This window comes from Burkholderia semiarida (assembly GCF_029268935.1).
Classification (GTDB): Bacteria; Pseudomonadota; Gammaproteobacteria; order Burkholderiales; family Burkholderiaceae; genus Burkholderia; species Burkholderia semiarida.
Map to the genome: position 1 here is coordinate 83765 of NZ_JAHLCL010000005.1, position 20796 is coordinate 104560.

The 20796-nt window shown below is 68.8% G+C and carries 21 protein-coding genes; 12 read left to right on the forward strand and 9 right to left on the reverse strand.

From position 1 onward, the window contains the following. Positions 1 to 121 precede the first annotated feature (121 nt). On the forward strand, positions 122 to 373 hold the full coding sequence (locus KPB06_RS07200) for an AbrB/MazE/SpoVT family DNA-binding domain-containing protein (RefSeq protein ID WP_081066622.1): 252 nt from the start codon (positions 122 to 124) through the stop codon (positions 371 to 373). Beyond that, positions 367 to 717 (forward strand): type II toxin-antitoxin system ChpB family toxin, encoded by a 351-nt coding sequence (locus KPB06_RS07205; RefSeq protein WP_059579063.1) that lies wholly within the window; start codon positions 367 to 369, stop codon positions 715 to 717. The genes KPB06_RS07200 and KPB06_RS07205 overlap by 7 nt, the downstream gene beginning before the upstream one ends. A gap of 465 nt (positions 718 to 1182) precedes the next feature. Here the strand turns inward: KPB06_RS07205 and KPB06_RS07210 are convergent, their stop codons facing one another. The 3 genes from KPB06_RS07210 to KPB06_RS07220 are packed head-to-tail and all read right to left on the reverse strand — an operon-like array spanning position 1183 to position 7476. Continuing rightward, positions 1183 to 2724, reverse strand: coding sequence for an efflux transporter outer membrane subunit (locus KPB06_RS07210; RefSeq protein WP_059579066.1), 1542 nt, complete (start codon positions 2722 to 2724; stop codon positions 1183 to 1185). 31 nt (positions 2725 to 2755) lie between these two features. Then, positions 2756 to 4183 (reverse strand): efflux RND transporter periplasmic adaptor subunit, encoded by a 1428-nt coding sequence (locus KPB06_RS07215; protein WP_059579068.1) that lies wholly within the window; start codon positions 4181 to 4183, stop codon positions 2756 to 2758. A 53-nt stretch (positions 4184 to 4236) separates the two neighbouring features. After that, positions 4237 to 7476, reverse strand: coding sequence for an efflux RND transporter permease subunit (locus KPB06_RS07220; RefSeq protein ID WP_059579072.1), 3240 nt, complete (start codon positions 7474 to 7476; stop codon positions 4237 to 4239). A gap of 211 nt (positions 7477 to 7687) precedes the next feature. Between KPB06_RS07220 and KPB06_RS07225 the strand changes: the two genes are divergently transcribed. From KPB06_RS07225 to KPB06_RS07235, 3 genes are all read left to right on the forward strand, one after another. Beyond that, positions 7688 to 8155 carry an MEKHLA domain-containing protein gene (locus KPB06_RS07225; protein ID WP_059579075.1) on the forward strand — a complete coding sequence of 156 codons (468 nt, stop codon included), beginning with the start codon at positions 7688 to 7690 and terminating at the stop codon, positions 8153 to 8155. A gap of 222 nt (positions 8156 to 8377) precedes the next feature. Next, positions 8378 to 8683: a DUF4148 domain-containing protein gene (locus tag KPB06_RS07230; protein WP_059579126.1), complete on the forward strand. Its 306-nt coding sequence runs from the start codon at positions 8378 to 8380 to the stop codon at positions 8681 to 8683. A gap of 141 nt (positions 8684 to 8824) precedes the next feature. Then, complete coding sequence (locus KPB06_RS07235) at positions 8825 to 9085, forward strand: hypothetical protein (protein WP_059579078.1); 261 nt, start codon at positions 8825 to 8827, stop codon at positions 9083 to 9085. Here the strand turns inward: KPB06_RS07235 and KPB06_RS07240 are convergent. The 3 genes from KPB06_RS07240 to KPB06_RS07250 form a co-directional block, all read right to left on the reverse strand. Continuing rightward, a complete protein-coding gene (locus tag KPB06_RS07240) occupies positions 9013 to 10155 on the reverse strand; it encodes an FAD binding domain-containing protein (protein WP_059579082.1) in 1143 nt (380 codons plus the stop codon). The two genes, KPB06_RS07235 and KPB06_RS07240, sit on opposite strands and share 73 nt — an antisense overlap. A 40-nt stretch (positions 10156 to 10195) precedes the next feature. Further along, entirely contained in the window at positions 10196 to 11071 is an 876-nt protein-coding gene (locus tag KPB06_RS07245; RefSeq protein ID WP_059579085.1) for an alpha/beta fold hydrolase, read from the reverse strand. Between the two features lie 142 nt (positions 11072 to 11213). Continuing rightward, positions 11214 to 11933: a TetR/AcrR family transcriptional regulator gene (locus KPB06_RS07250; RefSeq protein ID WP_060314486.1), complete on the reverse strand. Its 720-nt coding sequence runs from the start codon at positions 11931 to 11933 to the stop codon at positions 11214 to 11216. Between the two features lie 227 nt (positions 11934 to 12160). Between KPB06_RS07250 and KPB06_RS07255 the strand changes: the two genes are divergently transcribed. Together KPB06_RS07255 and KPB06_RS07260 are read left to right on the forward strand one after the other, a co-directional pair. Beyond that, positions 12161 to 12397 (forward strand): DUF1427 family protein, encoded by a 237-nt coding sequence (locus KPB06_RS07255; RefSeq protein WP_275905434.1) that lies wholly within the window; start codon positions 12161 to 12163, stop codon positions 12395 to 12397. Next, entirely contained in the window at positions 12379 to 13116 is a 738-nt protein-coding gene (locus tag KPB06_RS07260; RefSeq protein ID WP_089466076.1) for a YoaK family protein, read from the forward strand. Before KPB06_RS07255 ends, KPB06_RS07260 begins: the two co-directional genes overlap by 19 nt. 134 nt (positions 13117 to 13250) lie before the next feature. On the opposite strand, the gene KPB06_RS34550 is transcribed toward KPB06_RS07260, so the two are convergent. Together KPB06_RS34550 and KPB06_RS07270 are read right to left on the reverse strand one after the other, a co-directional pair. Then, positions 13251 to 13397 (reverse strand): hypothetical protein, encoded by a 147-nt coding sequence (locus KPB06_RS34550; RefSeq protein WP_373453028.1) that lies wholly within the window; start codon positions 13395 to 13397, stop codon positions 13251 to 13253. Positions 13398 to 13426: 29 nt separating this feature from the next. Continuing rightward, positions 13427 to 13708: a XapX domain-containing protein gene (locus KPB06_RS07270; protein WP_081066619.1), complete on the reverse strand. Its 282-nt coding sequence runs from the start codon at positions 13706 to 13708 to the stop codon at positions 13427 to 13429. A 306-nt stretch (positions 13709 to 14014) separates the two neighbouring features. On the opposite strand from KPB06_RS07270, the gene KPB06_RS07275 reads away from it, so the two are divergent. The 5 genes from KPB06_RS07275 (at position 14015) to KPB06_RS07295 (ending at position 19690) form a co-directional block, all read left to right on the forward strand. Continuing rightward, complete coding sequence (locus tag KPB06_RS07275; RefSeq protein ID WP_059579098.1) at positions 14015 to 14701, forward strand: hydrolase; 687 nt, start codon at positions 14015 to 14017, stop codon at positions 14699 to 14701. 168 nt (positions 14702 to 14869) lie between these two features. After that, entirely contained in the window at positions 14870 to 15037 is a 168-nt protein-coding gene (locus KPB06_RS07280) for a DUF1427 family protein (RefSeq protein ID WP_059579100.1), read from the forward strand. 19 nt (positions 15038 to 15056) lie between these two features. Then, positions 15057 to 16946, forward strand: coding sequence for an amidohydrolase (locus KPB06_RS07285; protein WP_275905433.1), 1890 nt, complete (start codon positions 15057 to 15059; stop codon positions 16944 to 16946). A 315-nt stretch (positions 16947 to 17261) separates the two neighbouring features. After that, a complete protein-coding gene (locus KPB06_RS07290) occupies positions 17262 to 18215 on the forward strand; it encodes a VOC family protein (RefSeq protein WP_275905432.1) in 954 nt (317 codons plus the stop codon). Between the two features lie 14 nt (positions 18216 to 18229). Then, positions 18230 to 19690 (forward strand): alginate export family protein, encoded by a 1461-nt coding sequence (locus KPB06_RS07295; protein WP_275905431.1) that lies wholly within the window; start codon positions 18230 to 18232, stop codon positions 19688 to 19690. 24 nt (positions 19691 to 19714) lie between these two features. Here the strand turns inward: KPB06_RS07295 and KPB06_RS07300 are convergent, their stop codons facing one another. Beyond that, on the reverse strand, positions 19715 to 20620 hold the full coding sequence (locus KPB06_RS07300) for a LysR family transcriptional regulator (protein WP_275905430.1): 906 nt from the start codon (positions 20618 to 20620) through the stop codon (positions 19715 to 19717). Positions 20621 to 20796: the final 176 nt, after the last annotated feature.

Here is a 20796-nt window from a genome sequence, read left to right on the forward strand (position 1 = left end):
TCGAAACAGGGCAGCCGTTTGCGGGGTCTTCAAACGAACCGAATGTAGAATCAATGTAGATACAAACGGCTTGCCATTTCTGCGGCGCGTGTCTACAATGGATAAACATTCGGAGCATGATATGGAACTCAAAATTCAGAAGTGGGGCAACAGTGCGGCCGTACGGCTTCCTGCTGTGTTGTTGGAGCAGATCGGCGCGTCGGCTGGCAGTTCTCTGCGCGCCGATGTACGGCCGGATGGCGTGTTGCTTTCACCCGCGCGGCGCAAATATTCGCTGGATGAACTCGTTGCGCAATGCGATCCGAAGGCTCCGCAACCGGCAGACCTCGTTGCGTGGGGTGAAGTCAAGCCCGTGGGACGTGAGGCATGGTGAGGCGCGTCAAGTTCGACCGTGGCGATATCGTGCGGGTTAGCCTGAATCCGACAGTGGGCAAAGAACAGCAAGGGGATTTCCGTCCCGCGCTGGTTCTGTCACCCGCCGCGTTCAACACGCTTGGCGTGGCGCTCGTCGCGCCAATTACGCAGGGCGGCGAATTCGCGCGATACGCGGGATTCGCTGTGCCGCTCTCGGGTTCGGGGACGGAGACGCAGGGCGTGGCGCTGGTGAACATGGTCCGCACGCTCGACCTCGAGGCGCGCGGCGCACGCAAGGTCGAGCGTGCCCCCATTGAAGTTGTCGAAGATGCGCTCGCTCGCCTGCAAACCATTTTGGAATGACGGGAAACGCCGGCCTCGCCGGTAAGTGACATCCCAATCGACAGTGCGATCAACGCGTCGGTTCGCTGCCTCAAATGCGGCGCGCACGGCGTTGGCGCGTGCAACCGTGGGCGGCTGTTCGATGCGGAGCGTCTCGGCGACGTCATTGCCGGCGAATTGGTCGAAGCCCTGCTCGCAGATGGACAATTACGCGAGCACGCCCCAGCATTATTGGAGCTTGATCCAGAACGAGGCCGGGGACCATTCGCTTGCCAGCGGCAGGTCAACCGGACGTACGAGACCGGAGAGTGGCACCCAACTACCGCAAGGCAATCGACCCGGGCGCAAGTGATGGGGAAGACATGGTTCGCATGACTGACGGTGATATGTCGCAGTGTGACGTCAACGAGCCGTATTACCGACGTGCAACCTTTCGTCCGCCGATCGAAGAGTTGAAATGGTGCTACGGCTGCGCGCCTCTCACGTTCAACCGGCCGCGGGCTGCGTGACGGCGGGTTCGGGCCGCACGGCCCCCGCGTGTTCCTTCGCGCCGGCGTTCGATTCCGCGCCTGATTCCGCGCCCGCGCCCGCCTGCCAGCCGCCGCCCAACGCCTTCAGCAGGCCGACCGCCGCCTCCATCCGGCGCGCGTCGATCTGATCGGCGGTGCGCCGGTTCGTCAGCGCGATCGTCTGCGCGGTCACCACATCGAGATAGCTGACGGCGCCGGCGTTGAAACGATTCGTCGTCAGCCGCAGCGACAGATCGGCCGCGTCGGTCGCGCGTTGCTGGCTGCCGGCTTCGGAAGCGAGTGCATCGAGCGCGGACAACTGATCCTCCACCTGCTGGAACGCGACGAGCACGGTTTGCCGGTAATCGGCGACCGCGCCGTCGTATTGCGCATGCGCGCCGCGCAGCGATGCGCTGCGGCGGCCGCCGTCGAACAGCGTGCCGGCGAGCTGCGGGCCGATCGACCAGAACAGGCTCGGCGCGGTGAGCCACGGCGCGAAGAACGAACTCTCGAGGCCGGCGCTCGCCGACAACACCAGATCGGGAAAGAACGCGGCACGCGCCTCGCCGATCTGCGCGTTCGCGGCCGCGACGCGACGCTCGGCCGCCGCGATGTCGGGCCGCCGCTCTAGCAGTTGCGACGGCACGCCGGCCGGAATGGCCGGCACGTGGAACGCCTGCACGCGGGGCGGCAGCGCGAACGTCGACGCGCTTTCGCCGACGAGCGTCGCGATCGCGTGCTGCAACTGCGCACGCGACGCGTCGATGTCGGTGTCCTGCGTGCGCGTCGATTCGAGTTGCGTCTGAGCTTGGGCGACGGCCGACGCGTCGATCGCACCGGCCGCGAGTTGCTGCCTGAGCAGCGTCAGCGCGTCCGCGTACGCGCTAACCGTGTCGTCGAGCAGTTGCTTCTGCGTGTCGAGCGAGCGCAGCGCGAAATAATCGGTCGCGAGTTCGGCCGTGACCGACAGCTTCACGGCCTGCAGGTCGGCCGCGCTCGCGGCCGCGTTCGCCTGCGCGCCCGTCACCGCATCGCGCACGCGGCCGAACACGTCCGGCTCCCAGCTCGCGGCCACGCCGGCCTGGTAGTCGGGCGTCGTCTTGCCGGCGAGCGACGAGCCGAGCCGGTTCTGCGACACGCGCGCGCGGCTTTGCGCGACGCCCGCGGTGATCGTCGGCAGGAATCCGGCGTGCTGATAGTCGACCATCGCGCGTGCCTGCTGCAGATCGGCGACGGCTTTCTTCACCGTCTGGTTCGACACGTCGACGCGTGCTTCGAGCGCGTTCAGGGCGGCGTCGCCGAACACCGTCCACCACGCGCCGCGCGCGGCGGCGTCGGCCGGCATCGCGACGTGCCAGCCGGCCTGCGCGGCAGGTGCGGCCGGCGCGCCCGCGTAGTGCGCGGGCACCGCGACGGCGGGTGGCGAATAGGGCGGCAGCGTCGAGCAGGCGGTCAGTGCGGCGGTGGCGGCGAGCGTGACGATGCGACGTGCGAACGGAAGCGGATGACGGAGGCGCATGGCAGGTATCTCGTGATTCGTCGTCGATGGGTCAGCCGCGGGCGGGCGCGGCAGCGGGTGTCGATGTAGCCGGTGCGGCGCCGGCCGCGCGCGGCGGCGGCACGTTGCGTGCATCGGCCGCAGACGCAGGTTGCGCGGCCTGCGGGGCGGAAGCGGCCGAAGCGGCCGAAGCCGGCGAAGCAGCGACCGGCGCTGCATCGTGCGCGGTCGACACGATCTTCACGGCCTCCCCGGCCGTGATCGCATCGCCCGGGTTGTCGATCACGCGATCGGTTGCCGCGAGCCCCGCGACGATCTCCACCCGCGTGCCGAAATCGCGCCCGATCTGCACGGTCTTCAGCGCGGTGCGCCCGTTCGCGCCGACGGTGGCCACCGTCACGCCGTTCGGGCGGAACAGCAGCGCGCTGACCGGCAGCTCGAGCGCCGGCGCCGCGCTCGGCACGACGAGATGCGCCTGCGCGTACGCGCCGGGCATCAGCGTGCCGTCGCGATTGTCGACGTCGATCTCGACGCGCAGCGTGCGCGTGACGGGATCGATCGCGCCCGCGCTGCGCGCGACGCGCGCGGCGATGCGCCGCCCCGGATACTGCGGCGTCGTCAGGTAGACCGGTGTGCCGGTCGACACGCCCGTCGCGCTGTCCTGCGGCACATCGACGAACACGCGCAGCGTGTCCGTCTGTTCGAGGTGGAACAGTTCGCCGGACAGGCCCGGGCTGCCCGGCGTGCCGCCCGCGGTGACGAGCGTGCCGACGTCGACGTTGCGTGCGGTGATCACGCCGTCGAACGGCGCGGTGACGGATTCGTACGACACGAGTTCGGCAAGATGCGCGACGTTCGCCTGCGCGGCGGCGAGCATCGCGCGCTTCGCGTTCATGTCCGCGACCTTCGTGTCGGTGTCCTGCTGCGACACCGATTGCGTCTTCAGCATGTCCTGCCAGCGCTGCGCGGTCGATTTCGCATAGTCGTAGTTCGCCTGCGCGCTCGCTTCGTCCGCGCGCGCCTGGCGCAACTGCGCGTCGAGATCGGGCGCCGAGATTTGCGCGAGCGTCTGGCCGGCCTTCACGTGCGTGCCGAGATCGGCGCTCCAGTGCGCGATATAGCCGCTCGTGCGCGCATAGATCGATGCGTCCGCATACGGCGTCACCGCGCCGGGCAAGGTCAGCGTCTGGTCGGCCGGCGCCGTGCCGGGCACGACGACCGACACTGGCAGCGCCTGCTGCGCGGCCACCTGCGCACGCTGCGCGGCGCGCGCGTCGATACGCGGCACGATGCCGAGCGCGAGCAGCGCGGCGGCGAGCGCGGCGGCCGCGAGCGGCACGGTCAGCTTGCGGCCGCGGCGAGCCGGCGGGGTGTCGGAGGCGGCGCCGCGCGCGGCGGGCGGCACGGCTGCGGCAGCGGGGGCCGCGGTGGCCGTTTCGGCGGCCGGCGGCGGGGCGACGGGTTCGATCGAGTCGTTCATGATGGGTCCGGGGTCGGGCGAATCGAAGGATGGGAAGGGGCGGCCGTGCGCGCTCAACGCAGTGCCGGCGTATCGGGCGCGGGCTGCGCGCGCCGGGCGGCCGCGGCGTCGCGGCGCCGCGCGAGCCACGCGTGGACTAAGCCGAACACCACCGGCACGAACAGCAGCGTCGACACCGTGCCGAACGCGAGGCCGCCAATCACCGCGCGGCCGAGCGGCGCATTCTGTTCGCCGCCATCGCCGAGGCCGAGCGCCATCGGCAGCATGCCGATCAGCATCGCGAGCGCGGTCATCACGACGGGGCGGAAGCGGTTGAAGCCGGCATCGAGCGCTGCTTGCCACGGCGACGCGCCGCCCGCGAGCAGCTCGCGCGCCGCGTTCACGACGAGAATGCTGTTCGCGGTCGCGATGCCGATGCACAGGATCGTGCCGGTCAGCGCGGGCACCGACAGCGTGGTGCGCGTGACGAACAGCATCCATGCGATGCCGGCGAGCGACGCCGGCAGCCCGCCGACGATCACGAGCGGATCGAGCCACGACTGGAAGTTCACGACCATCAGCAGGTAGACGAGCGCGATCGCGAGCGCGAGGCCGCCGAGCAGGCCCGTGAACGATTCGTGCATCGCCTGCACCTGGCCGCGCAGCACGATCGACGAGCCGGGCGGCAGTTGCGCGCGTGCGGCGTCGACGAGCTTCGTCACGTCGGCCGTGACGCCGCCGAGGTCGCGCCCCTGCACCGACGCGAAGATGTCGAGCACCGGCTGCACGTTGTAGTGCGACACCACGGCCTGCTGCGTCGAGCGCGAGAACGTGCCCAACGAGCCGAGCAGGTTCTGCGCGGGCGCGCCCGCGGCCGGGCCGCCGGCCGGCGTCTGCGGCGCGCGTGCGGTGCCGGCCGGCAGCGGCACGTTCGCGAGCGACTGCAGTGAATTCACCGTGTATTGCGGCGTTTGCACGAGCACCGGGTAGCTGACGCCGTTGCGCGGATCGAGCCAGAAGTTCGGCGTGGTCTGCGAACTGCCGGACAGCGCGATCAGCAGGTTCTGCGCGACGTCGCGCTGTTCGAGGCCGGCCTGGATCGCCTTCGTGCGGTCGACGTTCACGTTGATCGCCGGTTCGTCGCCGGGCTGCTGGATGCGTGCGTCGACGAGCCCGCGCACGCCGCGCAGCTTCGCGAGCAGCGCATTCGCGACCGCGCGGTTCTGGTCGAGCTTGTTGCCGACGATCTGGATGTCGATCGGCGCGGGCAGCCCGAAGTTCAGGATCTGGCTGACGATGTCGGCCGGCAGGAACGCGAACGTCACGCCGGGGAACGACTGCGCGAGCACGTTGCGCAGCTTCGCGACGTATGCGGCCGTCGACGCGTGATTCGGTTTCAGCGTGACGAGCACGTCGGCGTCCTCGGTGCCGATCGGGTCGGACGAGTCGTACGTGAGGTTGATCCCGCTCACCGGCACGCCGATGTTGTCGAGCACGCCGGCGAGTTCGTTGGCCGGGATCACGCCGCGGATCTTCGCTTCGACTTCGTCGGTCAGCCGCGCGGTTTCCTCGATCCGCGTGCCGGTCGGCGCGCGCAGGTGCAGGCGGATTTCGCCGGTGTCGACCGACGGAAAGAAGTCCTGCCCGGCGAACGCGTAGAGGCCCGTCGACGCGACGCACGCGAGCAGGAACGCGGCCGCGAAGCGGCGGCGCCGCGCGATCGCCGCCGAGAGCAATGCGCGATAGCGCAGCCGCACGGCCTCGAAGCGATGCTCGAACGCGGCCTGGAAACGCGCGACGCGCGCGAATACGCCGCGCGGCGGCCGGCCTTGCCCCTTCGCGCGCATCAGCGCCATTGCGAGCGTCGGCACCAGCGTGCGCGAGAAGAAGTACGACGCGATCATCGCGAAGATCACGGCCTCGGCCAGCGGCACGAACAGATAGCGCGCGACGCCCGTGAGCAGGAACATCGGCACGAACACGATGCAGATCGACAGCGTCGACACGAAGGTCGGCACCGCGATTTCGCCCGCGCCGGTCAGAATGGCTTCCTCTAGCGGCGCGCCGAGCTCCAGATGATGCGTGATGTTCTCGATCGCGACGGTCGCGTCGTCGACGAGGATCCCGACCGCGAGCGCGAGCCCGCCGAGCGTCATGATGTTGATGGTCTGGCCGAGCACGGACAGCGCGAGCAGCGACGTGAGCACCGCGAGCGGAATCGATACCGCGATGATCAGCGTCGCGCGCCAGCTGCCGAGAAACAGCAGGATCATCAGCGCGGTCAGGCACGCGGCGATCAGCGCCTCGCGCACGACGCCCTGGACCGCCGCCTTCACGAACACGGACTGATCGTCGAGCGGCGAAATGTGCAGCGCCTTCGGCAGGCCGGCCGCGATCTTCGGCAGCATCGCCTTCACCTGGTCGATGATCGTCAGCGTCGACGCGCTGCCGGTCTTCTCGACCGTCAGCAGCGCCGCGCGCTTGCCGTCCACGCGCACGATGTTGGTCTGCGGCGCGTAGCCGTCGCGAACGTGCGCGACGTCGCGCACGTACACGACATTGCCGCCGATCGTCTTCACCGGCAGGTCGTTCAGCGCGGCGACCGTCTGCGTGCTGCCGTTCATCTGCACGTTGTATTCGTGCGTGCCGATCTTCGCGGTGCCGCCCGGCAGGATCAGGTTCTGCGCGTTGATCGCGTTCACGACGTCGATCGGCGCGAGCCCCTTCGCCTGCAGCGCGCGCGTATCGAGATCGACGACGATCTGGCGGATCTTGCCGCCGAACGGCAGCGGCACGGCCGCGCCCTGGACGGTCGCGAGCTGCGTGCGGATGAAGCTGTTGCCGAGGTCGTACAGCTGCTGCTCGGCGAGCGTGCCGCTCGACAGCCCGAGCTGCAGGATCGGCACCGTCGACGCGTTGTACGTGATGATGTTCGGCGGCAGCGTGCCGGGCGGCAGGATGCGCAGGATCGACGCGGCGTTGCTCGCGGCTTCCGCGATCGCGCGATTGATGTCGGCGCCCGGATGGAAGAAGATCTTCACGACGGACACGCCGTTCAGCGACTGCGACTCGATGTGCTCGATGTCGTCGACGTCGGACGTGAGCGCGCGCTCGTAGTTCGACGTGATCCGCTTGGCCATGTCCTCCGCGGAGAAGCCGTTGTACGACCAGACGATGCTGACGACCGGAATGTCGATGCTCGGAAAAATGTCGGTCGGCGTGCGCAGCAGGGCAAGTGGCCCCGCGATGAAGATCAGCAGCGCGAGTACGACGAACGTGTAGGGCCTGCGTAACGCCAGCCGGACGATCCACATGATGGTGCTCCTCGAAGCAAGGCTCGGATGCGCATTCGATGCGACGAGCATGCAGTCTGCCGGCGCGGCGTTGACCCGACCCTGACCCGAAGATTACGAAGTCGTTATCTGTGCGGACGCGGCGGCGTCGGCCGCGCCGCTTCGTCCCTATAATGTCCGGCCGTGAACCTTCACGCGTTCCCGTATCCCGCCGCTTTCAGGAGCCTGACCGATGTCGTTGCGCACCGATGCAGATTTCTTCCTCCTTCTCGCCGATTCCTACCGCCGGCTGTTGCACCGCCCGCTCGTTCCCGACGGCATGAGCGCGTCCGACGGCGCCGCGTGGCTGTACGAGACGGCGCCGTTCGGCGTGCTGGCGCACGACACGTCGGCCGATCCGGTGTTCGTGTACGGCAATCGGCGCGCGCAGGCGATTTTCGAATACGACTGGGACGAACTGACGGCGTTGCCGTCGCGCCTGTCGGCGGAGCCGATGGAGCGGCGCGAGCGGCAGATATTCCTCGACAAGGTGATGCGGGACGGCTTCGTGTCCGGATACCGCGGCGTGCGGGTCACGAAATCCGGCAAGCGGTTCTGGATCGAGCGCGCGACCGTGTGGCAGCTCACGGACGCAGACGGAATCGTGCGCGGCCAGGCCGCGATGATTCCGGAAGTGCGGCCGCTCGACGCGTCCGCATGAACGCGACGGTCGTCCGACGTGCGCGCCTGCGCCGTGCCCGGCGAGCCGGGCGCCCCTGCACGACGGGCGCCCGCGCCCGGATAACAAAACCGTAATCGAAGCCTCACCTTCAGGAAAGCGCGCGAATCGCAGAATGATCCCAACTCTTCATCACATCGATGGGGAGCGGATGTCCGGCCTGATCTGCGGACGCGAACACGCCATCTTTGAGAGGTGAACATCATGAACAACCTGATTCGTGCAGTCCTGCTTTCCTGTGCGCTGAGCGCACCGATCGTCGCATTTGCGCAAACCGCCGACCATGCGCTCACACGGGCCGACGTGCGCGCCGATCTCGTCCGTGTCGAAAAGGCCGGTTATCGGCCGGTCGGCAGCGATCCTTACTATCCCGAGGACATCCAGGCAGCGGAGGCGAAGGTCGCCGCCCAGCATCCGCAGTCGGTCGCTGCACGGCCGGATGCCGCCGCCGGGACGGGCGTGCCGTCGCTCGCGTCGCTCGACACGCAGCAATTGTTCGAGCACCACTGAACGCGGTTTTTTCAGCCGCCGTCCGCCGCCGGCGTCGGGTCTTTCGACGCCGGCAACGCACACGTGACGCAACGAATCGCTTTCGCTCGCGCGGTCGTGCCGGCGGCGCGTCCCCATCGAATCGTTCTCGGGAGTGTCATCATGAATCGCAAGCTTGTCGCCGCCGCGTTGCTCACTCTTTGCCTCGGCACGGCCGCCGCCACGCCGGCCTTCGCGCGCGGCCAGCCGCAACTGCCGGATGACGACGGCGGGCGCGCGAGCGTGCTGCACGCGCTCGACCCGGAGTCCGATGCGCCGCGCCGGGCGCATGACACGTGGCCCGCGAACGCTCAGGCCGTGCCCATCAAACGTGCGCCGAGCGCGATTCCGCGCGCGGCGATCGATGCGCTGGCGGCGCGCTGACGGGCGTCCCAGCCGGCCAGCCCGGCGTCGAACGTGCTGCCGGGCGCGACGTCGCGCAACGCCTGCGCGAGACCGACCGCATCGTCGGCCGCTTTCGCGACGCCCGCCGCCGTGTGCGGGCGCACCATGCAGGCGGCGTCGCCCAGCAGCACCGCGCGCCCGAACGCCATCCGCTCGACCGCGAGATCGAGGATCGCCTGCGCGAACGGCGCCGGTGTCGCATCCACCAGCGCGGCGAGCGTCGGCGCGAGCATCCGGTCGGCGGCGTCGACGAGTTCCGCGCGGTTGTCGTCGCGCATCGCGCCGGGCGGCAGCGACCCGTCGCGCCGCGTGCCGTCGCGTGCAAGGAACAGCGATGCCAGCCGGTCGGACGCGAGACGCCGGTACCACACCCAGTTCACGCGCCGCTCGCCTGGTTCGAGCGCGCCGTCGGCGCCGGGCACCAGATAGGTGAGGAACAGGTGCCGGTCGCCTTGCTGGAACGTGAAGCGTTCGCGCAGCAGAACCAGCACCTGCTCGGGCAGCGCGCGTTCGTCGACGAGCCCGCGCCACGCGACATAGCCCGCATACGTCGGCCGCACGTCCGGCAGCAACTGCGCGCGCACGGTGGAGCGACCGCCGTCCGCGCCGATCAGCAGATCGGCCGTCTCGGCATGGCCGCTCGCGAAGTGCGCGACGATCCGCGCGCCGTCCTGCTCGAACCGCTCGAACGCGTCGCCGGCGTGGAGGATGCCGGCCGGCAGCGCACGCTTGAGCGCCGTGTAGATCACGTTCCACGCGGTCTGCGTCTGCGGCATCGCGAAGCGTTGCACGATCCGGTCCTGTGCGTCGACGTAGATCCGGTCGATCGAATCGACGCCGGCCGCGCGCGGCAGCGGCACGCCGCCGAACGCGAACGCGCGCTCGATCGGCGGCTGCAGCACGATGCCGCCGCCGCGGCTGTCGAGTTCGTGCGGCGATTGCTCGAATACGCGGACGTCCCAGCCGGCCGCGCGCAACGCGATCGCCGCGAACAGCCCGCCGACCGATCCGCCGGCGATGACGGCCTTGCGGCCCGATCCGTGTCCCATCCGATGGTCCTCCGATGATGCCGCGTGCAGCGGCGTTGCGTCAGCCGGCCCAGCCGCGCAGGAAATCGAGCAGCAGCATGTTCACGCGCTCGGGCTGCTCCTCGTGCGGCAGGTGCCCGCACTGCGCGATCGGCTCGGCCCGCAGGTTCGCCGCCATGCCTTCCCATACGGCCATCATGTCGAACATCTTGCCGACCGCGTAGAAATCCTCGCCCCAGATCGCCATGGTCGGGCACCCGATCCTGACATCCGCATCGACGAGATCCTGCTGCACGTCTTCCGCGTTCGCGCGATAGTCGGCCAGCGCGCCGCGCACGGCCCCCGGGCGCCGATACGCGCGTACGTACGTGTCGAATGCATCGCCCGAGATCGCATGCGGGTTGTAGCACCAGTCGGAGAAGAAATAGCTGAGCCATTCGGCTTCCTTGCCCGCGATCAGTGCCTCCGGCAGGTCGGGCACCTGGTGGAACAGGAAGAACCAGTACGCGCGCGCCGTTTGCGCGGTCATGTTCTGCGCGACGATGCGCGTCGGCACGTTGTCCATCACGACGAGCCGCTCGACGCGCGCGGGGAAGTCCTTCGCGAAACGCGTCGCGACGCGTGCGCCGCGATCGTGGCCGACGAGCGCGATGCGGTCGATGCCGAGCGCATCGAGCAGCGCGGCGAGATCGCGCGCCATGTTGCGCTTGTCGTAGCCGGCCGCGGGCTTGTCGGTTTCGCCGTAGCCGCGCAGGTCGGGCGCGATCACGCGATAGTGCCGCGCGAGCACCGGGATCTGGTGGCGCCACGCGAAGCTGGTTTCGGGAAAGCCATGCAGCAGCACGACGACGGGCCCGGCGCCGGCATCGATGACGTGCTGGCGGATGCCGTTCGCGGTAATGGTGTGATGGGTGAGTGCGAGCGTGTCGGTCGTCATGTGGGAGCCCCGGTTCGATGCGGACGGTGCGCGGTACGGCACGCGTCCAATGCTGTCCGAGCATAGGGCAAGCAGCGACCGTCGCGGCTGAATCGTTCTGAATCGGCCCGGGCGCGGTGCAACGCCACGCCGCGCCGCGGCATCACGAGCGGCGGGCGCGCTTCGCGGCTGCGTCGGACGCGACACGCTTCAGCGCGGCCGGCGTGCCGTTCAGGAACGCGTCGATCTGCCGTTCGATTTCCGCGTCGAGATCGTCGGGTACCGGCAGCCCGTATACCCACTTGCGCACGCCGAGATAGAAGATGCTCGCGTGCAGGCTCCACACCAGTTCGATTTCCGCATTGCGCTGCGCTTCCGACGCCGGCGTCGCGATGTCGTACGCATGCCGCAGCTCGCGCAGCACCGGCAGGAACACGCGTTCGCGCAGCCGCGACAGATAGCGCGTGTTGAAGCCCTCGCGGCTGAGCCCCGCGAAGATGAACGTGCGAATCCATTCGCGCCGCAGGATCGTCTGCGCATACGACCGGTAGAACGCGACGAGCCGCTGCTGCAGCGGAACCGAGCGGTCGGCGATCAGTTTTTCCCACTCGGGATCCCACGTGTAGACCTCGTCGTATACGCGATCGATCAGCGCTTCCTTGCTCGGGAAATACCGGTAGAGCAGCGGCTGGGTCACGCCGATCTGCCGCGCGAGCTCGCGCGTGCTGCCGGAAAAACCGTGGGTCGCGAAGTGTTCGACCGCCTTTTCGACGATCTGCCGCTCGCGCGCTTCCGGCGTGAGGCGGCGGCCCGATGTGGCGGCGGTGTCGTCGGCGGTCGCCCCGCGCGTGCGGGGCGCTGCCTTGCGCTTGGTGTCGGTCATGCGTCGGCTCCTGAATGCGGCCATTCTGCACTTATCGATCGAAAAATAGCAAGGCGCGCCACCGCGAAGCCGGCCACGCGGCGCGGGCGTCGCCGCCCCGCGCGTTCAGAACGATTCAGTTCGCCGCCATGACTTTCAGGCCCGCATTCCGTAGTCTTGCTCCCGAGCCGCCGCACGCGGCCGAATCCCTTCGGCCGGCCCGGCCGGCGGCGTAACCGGAACGGACCATGCCTTACCTGATCTCGCCGGGAGCCGGCATCGCAGTCGGCCTCCCGCACCCCCTCGTGCGCGTGCAATCGCCCGCGCCGCCGCCGATCGCCCTGGCGGGCCGGCTCGGCCTCGTCTTGCGCGAGCATGCGATCGCGCTCGCGCGGGCGCAATGGCGCGCGCGCGCCGCGCAGGTCCGCGATGCGGGCACCGTCGACCCAACCGCGGAAGCCACGACATGCAGCCCGCGCAAGTAACGGCAGCGGGCGCGGCGGCCCCCGATCGCCTGCGCGGCGAGGATGTGTTTCTCGCATCGATCGCCGGCTACGTCGACACGCTCGGCTTCGTCGCGCTGTTCGGGCTCTTCACCGCGCACGTTACCGGCAACTTCATCCTGATCGGCTCGGGCCTCGCCGGTGTCGGCCAGGGCCTGATGATCAAGTGGCTCGCGTTTCCGGCATTCATCGCGGGCATCGTGGCCGCCCGCCTGCTCGATCACCGGATGCGCGTGCGCGGGCATGGCCCGCGGGCGCGCTCGCTGTACGCGCTGCAGACGATCCTGCTGGCCGGCTTCATGCTCGCGGGCGTCGCGGCGTCGCCGATCGGCAGCGCCGATGCGCCCGCGACGATCGTCTGCGGGCTGCTGGGTGCGGCGGCAATGGGCGTGCAGAACGCGCACGGCCGGCTGACCGCGCGCACCGTCGTCGCGAACACCGTGATGACCGGCAACGTCACGCAGGCGGTCATCGATGCATTCGACTGGCTCGTGCCGATCGCCGCGCCGGCCGAACGGGAAGCCGCGCGCGCGCGGCTGCGACGCACGCTGCCGCCGGTCGCCGGGTTCGCGCTCGGTGCGGGCGCCGGCGCGAGCGCCTACCTGTACGCCGCGTTCTGGGCGCTGGCGCTGCCGCTCGCGATGCTCGCTTTCCTCACCTGGCGCGCCGGCCGGACCGGCGAGACGTCCGCGGCGCGTTGAACGCCGATGCCGCACGCGGCGTCGGCTGTCTGCAGCATCGGCGGCGGCGAAGCCGCTCCCGTTTCTTCATTCCGTCAACGCTGGCTTCAAGAATGGCTTGATTCGGGTCGGCAAGCGCCAGACGCCTCGACCGTTCACGGCTGATCGCCCGGAAACCGACACTCGGGGTGGCGGATGCGCAAATCACGCACAACGCGCGACTTCGCGCGCTGCGCCTTCCGTTCACGCTGTTCGGCAGCATCAAGAAGATGACGGCCTTCGTCGACGACGACGCGGCCCATGCGCGTGAGCTTCGCTCGACGTGTGCCTGTCACGTCGGTGTCGATTCGCGGTGCTTCACGGAAGCGTCGGAGGTGTGAGCGCCAGGTAACGGGCCGAACATGTGCTGACTGCACTTCGCGTCGCGCCACGCGGTTCCCGGTCGAATGCCGTCGAGCATCCGTCGCACCACGGGAAGAATCTGTTCGCCGGCCAGAATGCCAAGCAGGCCGGCGAGGGCGACGGCGGGCGGCGCCGGCGATTGCACGCCGATCAGCGCGTAGACGACGCCGGCGAGGATGCCGGCGAAAAGCGAAGCAGTGTACGGTTTCATCGTTCTGGAATGAAATGACAGCCGTTAAAAATACGGATACCTACCGGTCTGGCGTCGATCCGAAAGTCTTGGGCCAGCCTATCAGGTCCGCGCGTTCGTCGTTAGCGCATTCAATGAAATTCAGAACTTTTCAGTCTGAATGTCCAGCGTGGCGAGAATCAGAACAATTAACTGGTGCGGCCGCACGTTCGCGTATTGAATGACGCAGGCCGGCTGCCGACGCTTCCGACACCGCGCATTGGACGCCTCGCGGATTCGTCGGCCAGGCGAGTCTCATTTTTCTCCGCGTCAAAGGACATCATCACCATGAGCAACCCCAAGCTTGAAGTACTTACCCCGCACAACAGCCAGCTGATCTTCATCGACCAGCAGCCGCAGATGGCCTTCGGCGTGCAGTCGATCGATCGGCAGACGCTGAAGAACAACGTCGTCGGGCTCGCGAAGGCCGCGAAGGTCTTCAACATTCCCACCACGATCACGACGGTCGAAAGCGAGAGCTTCTCGGGCCACACCTATCCCGAGCTGCTCGACGTGTTCCCGAACCAGAAGACGCTCGAACGCACGTCGATGAACTCGTGGGACGACCAGAAGGTGCGCGACGCGCTCGCCGCGAACGGCCGCAAGAAGGTGGTCGTGTCGGGGCTGTGGACCGAAGTCTGCAATACGACGTTCGCGCTGTGCGCGATGCTCGAGGGCGACTACGAGATCTACATGGTCGCCGACGCTTCGGGCGGCACGACGCAGGCCGCGCACGATATCGCGATGCAGCGCATGGTGCAGGCCGGCGTGGTGCCGGTCACGTGGCAGCAGGTGCTGCTCGAATGGCAGCGCGACTGGGCGCACCGCGAGACGTACGACGCGGTGATGGCGATCGCGAAGGAGCATTCGGGCGCATACGGGATGGGCGTGGACTACGCGTACACGATGCTCCACAAGGCGCCGCAGCGTACCGCGACGCCGCACGAGTCGATTGCGCCCGTTCCGGCGAAGTAAGCGCGGACGGCCTGCAACGGCGGATGCCGGTGCGACGGGTTCGATGCGAACGCGCCGCATCGGCTCCATTGCCGCGGGCGGCGGACGTGACCGAAACACGAATGCCGCCCGCGGCATGCCGTTCGGCACACCGCGCCTGCATTTGAAATTGTCCGGGAGATTGATCGCATGAAACCTTATCTGGTTTCCCTTGGTGCGGGCCTGCTGATCGGTGTGATTTACAGCGCCATCAAGGTTCGCTCTCCCGCACCGCCGCTGATTGCGCTGGTCGGGTTGCTCGGCATGCTGATCGGCGTGCAAGCGTTACCCACCGTGAAACAGCTGTTTGGCTTCTGATCAACAAGAGGTGATGCACATGACCGCAACCGTGACCCAACCGGATCTGATCCTGCATAACGGACGATTCACGACGCTCGACCGCGCGAACCCCGTCGCGACGGCCGTCGCGATTGCCGCCGGCCGCTTCGTCGCCGTCGGCAGCGACGCGGACGTCATGCCGCTCGCGGGCCGCGCGACGAAAGTGGTCGATCTCGGCGGCCGCGGCGTGCTGCCGGGCCTGATCGACAACCACTGCCACGTGATTCGTGGCGGCCTGAACTACAACATGGAGCTGCGCTGGGACGGCGTGCCGTCGCTCGCGGTCGCGATGGAGATGCTCAAGCGTCAGGTCGCCGTGACGCCCGCGCCGCAGTGGGTGCGTGTGGTCGGCGGCTTCACCGAACATCAGTTCGTCGAGAAACGGCTGCCGACGATCGACGAACTCAATGCGGTCGCGCCCGATACGCCCGTGTTCATCCTGCACCTGTACGACCGCGCGTTGCTGAACGCGGCCGCGCTGCGCGTGGTCGGCTATACGAAGGACACGCCGGAGCCGCCGGGCGGCACGATCCTGCGCGATGCCGGGGGCAATCCGACCGGCCTGCTGCTCGCGAACCCGAACGCGACGATCCTCTACGCGACGCTCGCGAAGGGGCCGAAGCTGCCGTTCGAGTATCAGTACAACTCGACGCGCCATTTCATGCGCGAGCTGAACCGGCTCGGCGTGACGGGCGTGATCGACGCGGGCGGCGGCTCGCAGAATTATCCCGACGATTACGAAGTGATCCGCAAGCTGCACGACGCGGGCGAGATGACGATCCGGATCGCGTACAACCTGTTCACGCAGAAGCCGAACGCGGAGAAGGAAGACTTCGTGAACTGGACGAAGAGCGTCAAGTACCACGACGGCACCGACTACTTCCGCAATAACGGCGCGGGCGAGATGCTGGCGTTTTCGGCGGCCGACTTCGAGGATTTCCGCGTCGCGCGGCCGGATTTGCCCGCGCAGATGGAGGACGATCTCGAAGGCGTCGTGCGCGTGCTCGCGGAAAACCGCTGGCCGTGGCGCATGCACGCGACCTATGACGAAACGATCAGCCGCGCGCTGGACGTGTTCGAGAAGGTCAACGAAGACATCCCGCTCGACGGGCTGAACTGGTTCTTCGATCATGCGGAAACCATCTCCGAGAAATCGATGGACCGGATCGCCGCGCTCGGCGGCGGCATCGCGGTGCAGCACCGGATGGCGTACCAGGGCGAATACTTCGTCGAGCGCTACGGCGCACAGGCCGCCGAGGCGACGCCGCCTGTCGCGAAGATGCTCGGCAAGGGGCTCAAGGTGTCGGCCGGCACCGACGCGACGCGCGTCGCGTCGTACAACCCGTGGGTGTCGCTCGCGTGGCTCGTGACGGGCAAGACGGTCGGCGGCATGCGCCTGTATCCGCAGCGCAACCTGCTCGATCGGGAAACCGCGCTGCGGATGTGGACCGAGTACGTGACGTGGTTCTCGAACGAGGAAGGCAAGAAAGGGCGCATCGCGGTGGGGCAGCTTGCCGACCTCGTGGTCCCCGATCGCGATTTCTTCGCGTGCGCGGAAGACGATATCGCCGGCACGACCGCGTTGCTGACGATGGTCGACGGGAAGATCGTGTGGGGCGCGGGGCCGTTCGCGTCGCACGACGCGCCGATCCCGCCGGCGATGCCGGACTGGTCGCCGGTGCGCGAGTTCGGCGGCTATGGCGGCTGGGGCGCGACGCAGCGGGCCGGCGCGCCGTTGCAGCGCGCGGCGGCCGCCGCGATGTGCGGCTGCGCGAACGAATGCAACGTTCACCAGCATGCGCACGCGAGCGCTTGGGCGAACGCATTGCCGACGTCTGACGCGAAGGGTTTCTGGGGCGCGTTCGGCTGTTCGTGCTGGGCGGTCTGACAGGGCGATGCGTGCCACTTGCGACACCGCGGCGTGGGTCCGCGCGCTGCCGTCGCGGCCAGGGGAAATCCAGCAGCGCGTCACCGTGCTCGACGATATACGACGCCAGACCGGCAGCGTTCCCGCCATTCGGCGACGTTGCGGCGACCGCGCTGAAACGACGAGTCTGCGCCGTCTCCCGCCGGGCGGGAAGCCGCGCGCGCCGCTCGTGTTTCTCGCCGGTCGTCCGGCCGCCCGGACGCGTGGCCCGTATCCCGCTGAATCCGAATCCGCGCGCGGCGCTGGCCGCGCGCATCACCATCAAGGAGAAAACCGATGAGTTTATTGAACCTGCGCAACATGCTGCGCATGACCGCCGCGACGTCGGCCGTGCTCGCCGCGCTGCTGGCCGGCGCGCCGGCGCTCGCCGACGAAACCCATCTCGACGACATCGCGTCGCCGGCCGCCGCGGCGTGGTTCCCCGCCATTGCGGTGGGCCCGCAGTACGACACGACCCACGTATGCGTCGCGCCTGAGGACTTCGACCGCTTCACCGACAGCTTCGTCGCGACGTTCGGCGGCAAGAAGTCGAAGCAGGGCGTGTTCCAGGTCACGCCGACGCCAAGCCAGACGATGTCGCAGCTCGTGCTGACGCCGGTCGGCACGATCTCGGTGTTCGGTTTCAAGACGCCGATTCCGTATCCGTTCTGCGAGGAGCGCACCGGCTATCTCGTCACCGACATGGACGTCGCGGTGAAGTCGGCGCGCGCGCATGGCGCGGACATCGTCGTGGCGACGTTCCCCGACCCGATCGGCCGCGACGCGATCGTCCGCTGGCCGGGCGGCGTGAACATGCAGCTGTACTGGCATACGCAGGCGCCGAACTACGACCCGCTGCAGACGGTGCCGGAGAATCGCGTATACGTGTCGCCGGAAAGCGCGGGCAAGCTCGCGCGCGACTTCGCCGCGTTCTCGCACGGCAAGATCGTGTCGGACGTGCGCCATGCGCCGGGCATCGAGATCGGGCGGCCGAACGACACGTATCGCCGCATTCGCATCGAGTCGGGCTTCGGCAAGATGACCGTGCTCGCGACCGACGGCCATCTGCCGTACCCGTTCGGGCGTGAAATGACGGGCTACGAAGTGGCCGATCTCGCCGCGACGCTGAAGCAGGCCGAAGCCGCGGGCGTGACGGTGCTCGTGCCGCCGTTCAAGTCGGACGGGCGCGACGCGGCGCTCGTGCAGTTCCCGGGCGGCTACGTCGCCGAGATCCACGCGCGGTCGAAATGACGGTGCACCGGCCGATGAAGCGATCGTGGCGCGGCGCGCTGTCGTGCGTCGTGCTGGCGGGCGGTGCCGCGTCGCACGCGGGTACCGCCGTCGGCGCCGAGGCCGATGCGGCGTCGGCCGGCGCGGCCGCGTCGCCGGCTGCCACCGCCGCGTCGTGCACCGCGAAACGCCCGACGGTGCTGTTCAACCGCTGGCAGGAAGACTGGTCGGCGCTCGCGAATCCGTGCGTGCCGCGCAAGCCGTTCGACGCGCTGAAATACGTGCCGCTCGGCGACGACCCGTCGACCTATCTGTCGCTCGGCGCGAACCTGCGCGAGCGCTTCGAGCTGAACAACGCGCCGCTGTTCGGCCTCGGCGCCGCGCACGACGACAACTACGTGATCCAGCGCGCGAACGTGCATGCGGACCTGCGCTATCGCGGGCACCTGCAGGCGTTCGTGCAGTTCGTCGATGCGCGGCCGTTCGGCAAGGATACGGTCGGCCCGGTCGACAAGGACCAGCTCGACCTCCAGCAGGCGTTCGTCGCGTACGTCGATCAACTGGGGCCCGGCACGTTCAAGACGCGGATCGGCCGGCAGGAGATGGCGTTCGACTTGCAGCGCTTCGTGTCGGTGCGCGACGGCCCGAACGTGCGCCAGGCGTACGACGGACTGTGGACCGATTACGAAATCGGCAAATGGCGCGTGATCGGCTATGTGACGCGCCCGGTGCAGTATCGCAACGCGGCCGCGTTCGACGACGTGTCGAACCGGCACCTGCGATTCGACGGCGTGCGCGTCGAGCGCACGGGCACGGGGCCTGGCGATCTGTCCGCGTACTGGTCGCGCTACACGCGCGACAACGCGCGCTATCCGGATGCATCCGGCACCGAGCGGCGCGACGTGTTCGACATGCGCTACGCGGGCAAGTCCGACGGGTTCGACTGGGACGTCGAGGCGATGCTGCAGACGGGCCATGTCGGGCAGGACACGATCGGCGCGTGGGCGTTCGGCGCGCTGGGCGGCTACACGTTCGCGAAGACGGCCGGCACGCCGCGCGTCGGCATCCAGGTCGACGGCGCATCGGGCGACGCGCATCCGGGCGACCGGCGCGTCGGCACGTTCAACCCGATGTTTCCGAACGGCTATTACTTCACGCTCGCCGGGTATACCGGATACAGCAACCTGATCCACGTGAAGCCGTCGCTGACCTTCAAGCCGGCAAGCTCGGTGACGGTGCTCACCGCCGTCGGCTTCCAGTGGCGGCAGACGACGGCCGACGCGATCTACGGGCAGGGGATGTCGGCAGTGCCGGGCACGGCGGGCAAGGGCGGCGCGTGGACGGGGATGTACGCGCAGGCGCGCGTCGACTGGCTCGTGAACGCGAACGTCGCGCTCGCGCTCGAAGCCGTGCACTTCCAGCTCGGCTCGTCGATTCGCGCGCTCGGCGCGCGCAATGCCGACTATGTCGGGATGGAAGCGAAGTTCGGCTGGTGACGCGCCGCGCCCGGCTCTCGCGTATCAGGGCTGCGTGCGGGCGAGCGATTCGACGAAATCGATGAACGCGGTCACGCGCTTCGAGCCGCGCTGGTTCGGCAGGTACAGGGCCGTGATCACCGCGCGCGCCGAGCCCGGCGTCACGTCGTACTGGTCGAACAGCCGCTGCAGGCGGCCGGCTTCGATATCCGCCCCGACCAGCCAGTCGGGCAGCAGCGCGATGCCGGCGCCGTCGAGCGCGGCCTCGCGCAGCACCTCGCTGTGATTCGATTTCAGCCGCCCGGTGACGACGACCTGCGTCGTGCGTGGCGGGCCGGCGAACGTCCACGCCTGCTGATCGACGCCGAAATGAAAGCGCAGGCACGCGTGATCGACGAGTTCGCCGGGTGTCGCCGGCGTGCCGTGCGCGTCGAGGTAGCCGCGGCTCGCGACCACGTAGCGCCGGAACGTGCCGAGCGGACGCGCGACGACGTCCGCGGTCGGGGCCGCGTCGCCGAGCCGGATCGCGACGTCGATCCGCGCGGCCACGAGATCGACGCGTTCGTCGGTCAGTTGCAGATCGAGGTCGAGCTTCGGATGGCGCGCGACGAACGCGGCGACGTGCGGCGCGATGCGGCGCAGCCCGTAGGCGACGGGGACCGATACGCGCAGCGGGCCGGACGGCGCGTCGCCGCGGTCGGCCACCAGCGCGTCGGCATCGGCGAGCTCGCCGAGCACGCGTTTCGCCCGCGCATAGTAGACGGCGCCCGCGTCGGACAGCGTGACTTGCCGCGTCGTGCGGTTCAGCAGCACGGTGCCGAGCGACGCCTCCAGCGCGTCCACCGCGCGCACGACCGACGAAGCGGCGAGATCGAGCCGGCGCCCCGCGCTCGAGAAGCCGCCGGCTTCCGCGACTTCGACGAACGCGCGCAGCGCGGAGAATTTGTCCATGAGATCGTCCTTGGGCGGGTGGCAACGTCGCGTTGCATGCGGTTCGCATTCTAGCGCCGGGCGGCGCGGCGGCCGGATCGCGTGCGGCGTGTCTTCAGGACAATTCAGGCGTCGCTCAGGATTTTCGCCGCGGCGGCCGATAAGCTGCGCGACATCGCGTGCTGCGCTGGCCGTTC

Coding starts and splice junctions, on each gene's coding strand:
- KPB06_RS07200 (WP_081066622.1), top strand. CDS start 122: ATGGAACTCAAAATTCAGAAGTGGGGCAACAGTGCGGCCGTACGGCTT.
- KPB06_RS07205 (WP_059579063.1), top strand. CDS start 367: ATGGTGAGGCGCGTCAAGTTCGACCGTGGCGATATCGTGCGGGTTAGC.
- KPB06_RS07210 (WP_059579066.1), bottom strand. CDS start 2,724: ATGCGCCTCCGTCATCCGCTTCCGTTCGCACGTCGCATCGTCACGCTC.
- KPB06_RS07215 (WP_059579068.1), bottom strand. CDS start 4,183: ATGAACGACTCGATCGAACCCGTCGCCCCGCCGCCGGCCGCCGAAACG.
- KPB06_RS07220 (WP_059579072.1), bottom strand. CDS start 7,476: ATGTGGATCGTCCGGCTGGCGTTACGCAGGCCCTACACGTTCGTCGTA.
- KPB06_RS07225 (WP_059579075.1), top strand. CDS start 7,688: ATGTCGTTGCGCACCGATGCAGATTTCTTCCTCCTTCTCGCCGATTCC.
- KPB06_RS07230 (WP_059579126.1), top strand. CDS start 8,378: ATGAACAACCTGATTCGTGCAGTCCTGCTTTCCTGTGCGCTGAGCGCA.
- KPB06_RS07235 (WP_059579078.1), top strand. CDS start 8,825: ATGAATCGCAAGCTTGTCGCCGCCGCGTTGCTCACTCTTTGCCTCGGC.
- KPB06_RS07240 (WP_059579082.1), bottom strand. CDS start 10,155: ATGGGACACGGATCGGGCCGCAAGGCCGTCATCGCCGGCGGATCGGTC.
- KPB06_RS07245 (WP_059579085.1), bottom strand. CDS start 11,071: ATGACGACCGACACGCTCGCACTCACCCATCACACCATTACCGCGAAC.
- KPB06_RS07250 (WP_060314486.1), bottom strand. CDS start 11,933: ATGACCGACACCAAGCGCAAGGCAGCGCCCCGCACGCGCGGGGCGACC.
- KPB06_RS07255 (WP_275905434.1), top strand. CDS start 12,161: ATGCCTTACCTGATCTCGCCGGGAGCCGGCATCGCAGTCGGCCTCCCG.
- KPB06_RS07260 (WP_089466076.1), top strand. CDS start 12,379: ATGCAGCCCGCGCAAGTAACGGCAGCGGGCGCGGCGGCCCCCGATCGC.
- KPB06_RS34550 (WP_373453028.1), bottom strand. CDS start 13,397: ATGGGCCGCGTCGTCGTCGACGAAGGCCGTCATCTTCTTGATGCTGCC.
- KPB06_RS07270 (WP_081066619.1), bottom strand. CDS start 13,708: ATGAAACCGTACACTGCTTCGCTTTTCGCCGGCATCCTCGCCGGCGTC.
- KPB06_RS07275 (WP_059579098.1), top strand. CDS start 14,015: ATGAGCAACCCCAAGCTTGAAGTACTTACCCCGCACAACAGCCAGCTG.
- KPB06_RS07280 (WP_059579100.1), top strand. CDS start 14,870: ATGAAACCTTATCTGGTTTCCCTTGGTGCGGGCCTGCTGATCGGTGTG.
- KPB06_RS07285 (WP_275905433.1), top strand. CDS start 15,057: ATGACCGCAACCGTGACCCAACCGGATCTGATCCTGCATAACGGACGA.
- KPB06_RS07290 (WP_275905432.1), top strand. CDS start 17,262: ATGAGTTTATTGAACCTGCGCAACATGCTGCGCATGACCGCCGCGACG.
- KPB06_RS07295 (WP_275905431.1), top strand. CDS start 18,230: ATGAAGCGATCGTGGCGCGGCGCGCTGTCGTGCGTCGTGCTGGCGGGC.
- KPB06_RS07300 (WP_275905430.1), bottom strand. CDS start 20,620: ATGGACAAATTCTCCGCGCTGCGCGCGTTCGTCGAAGTCGCGGAAGCC.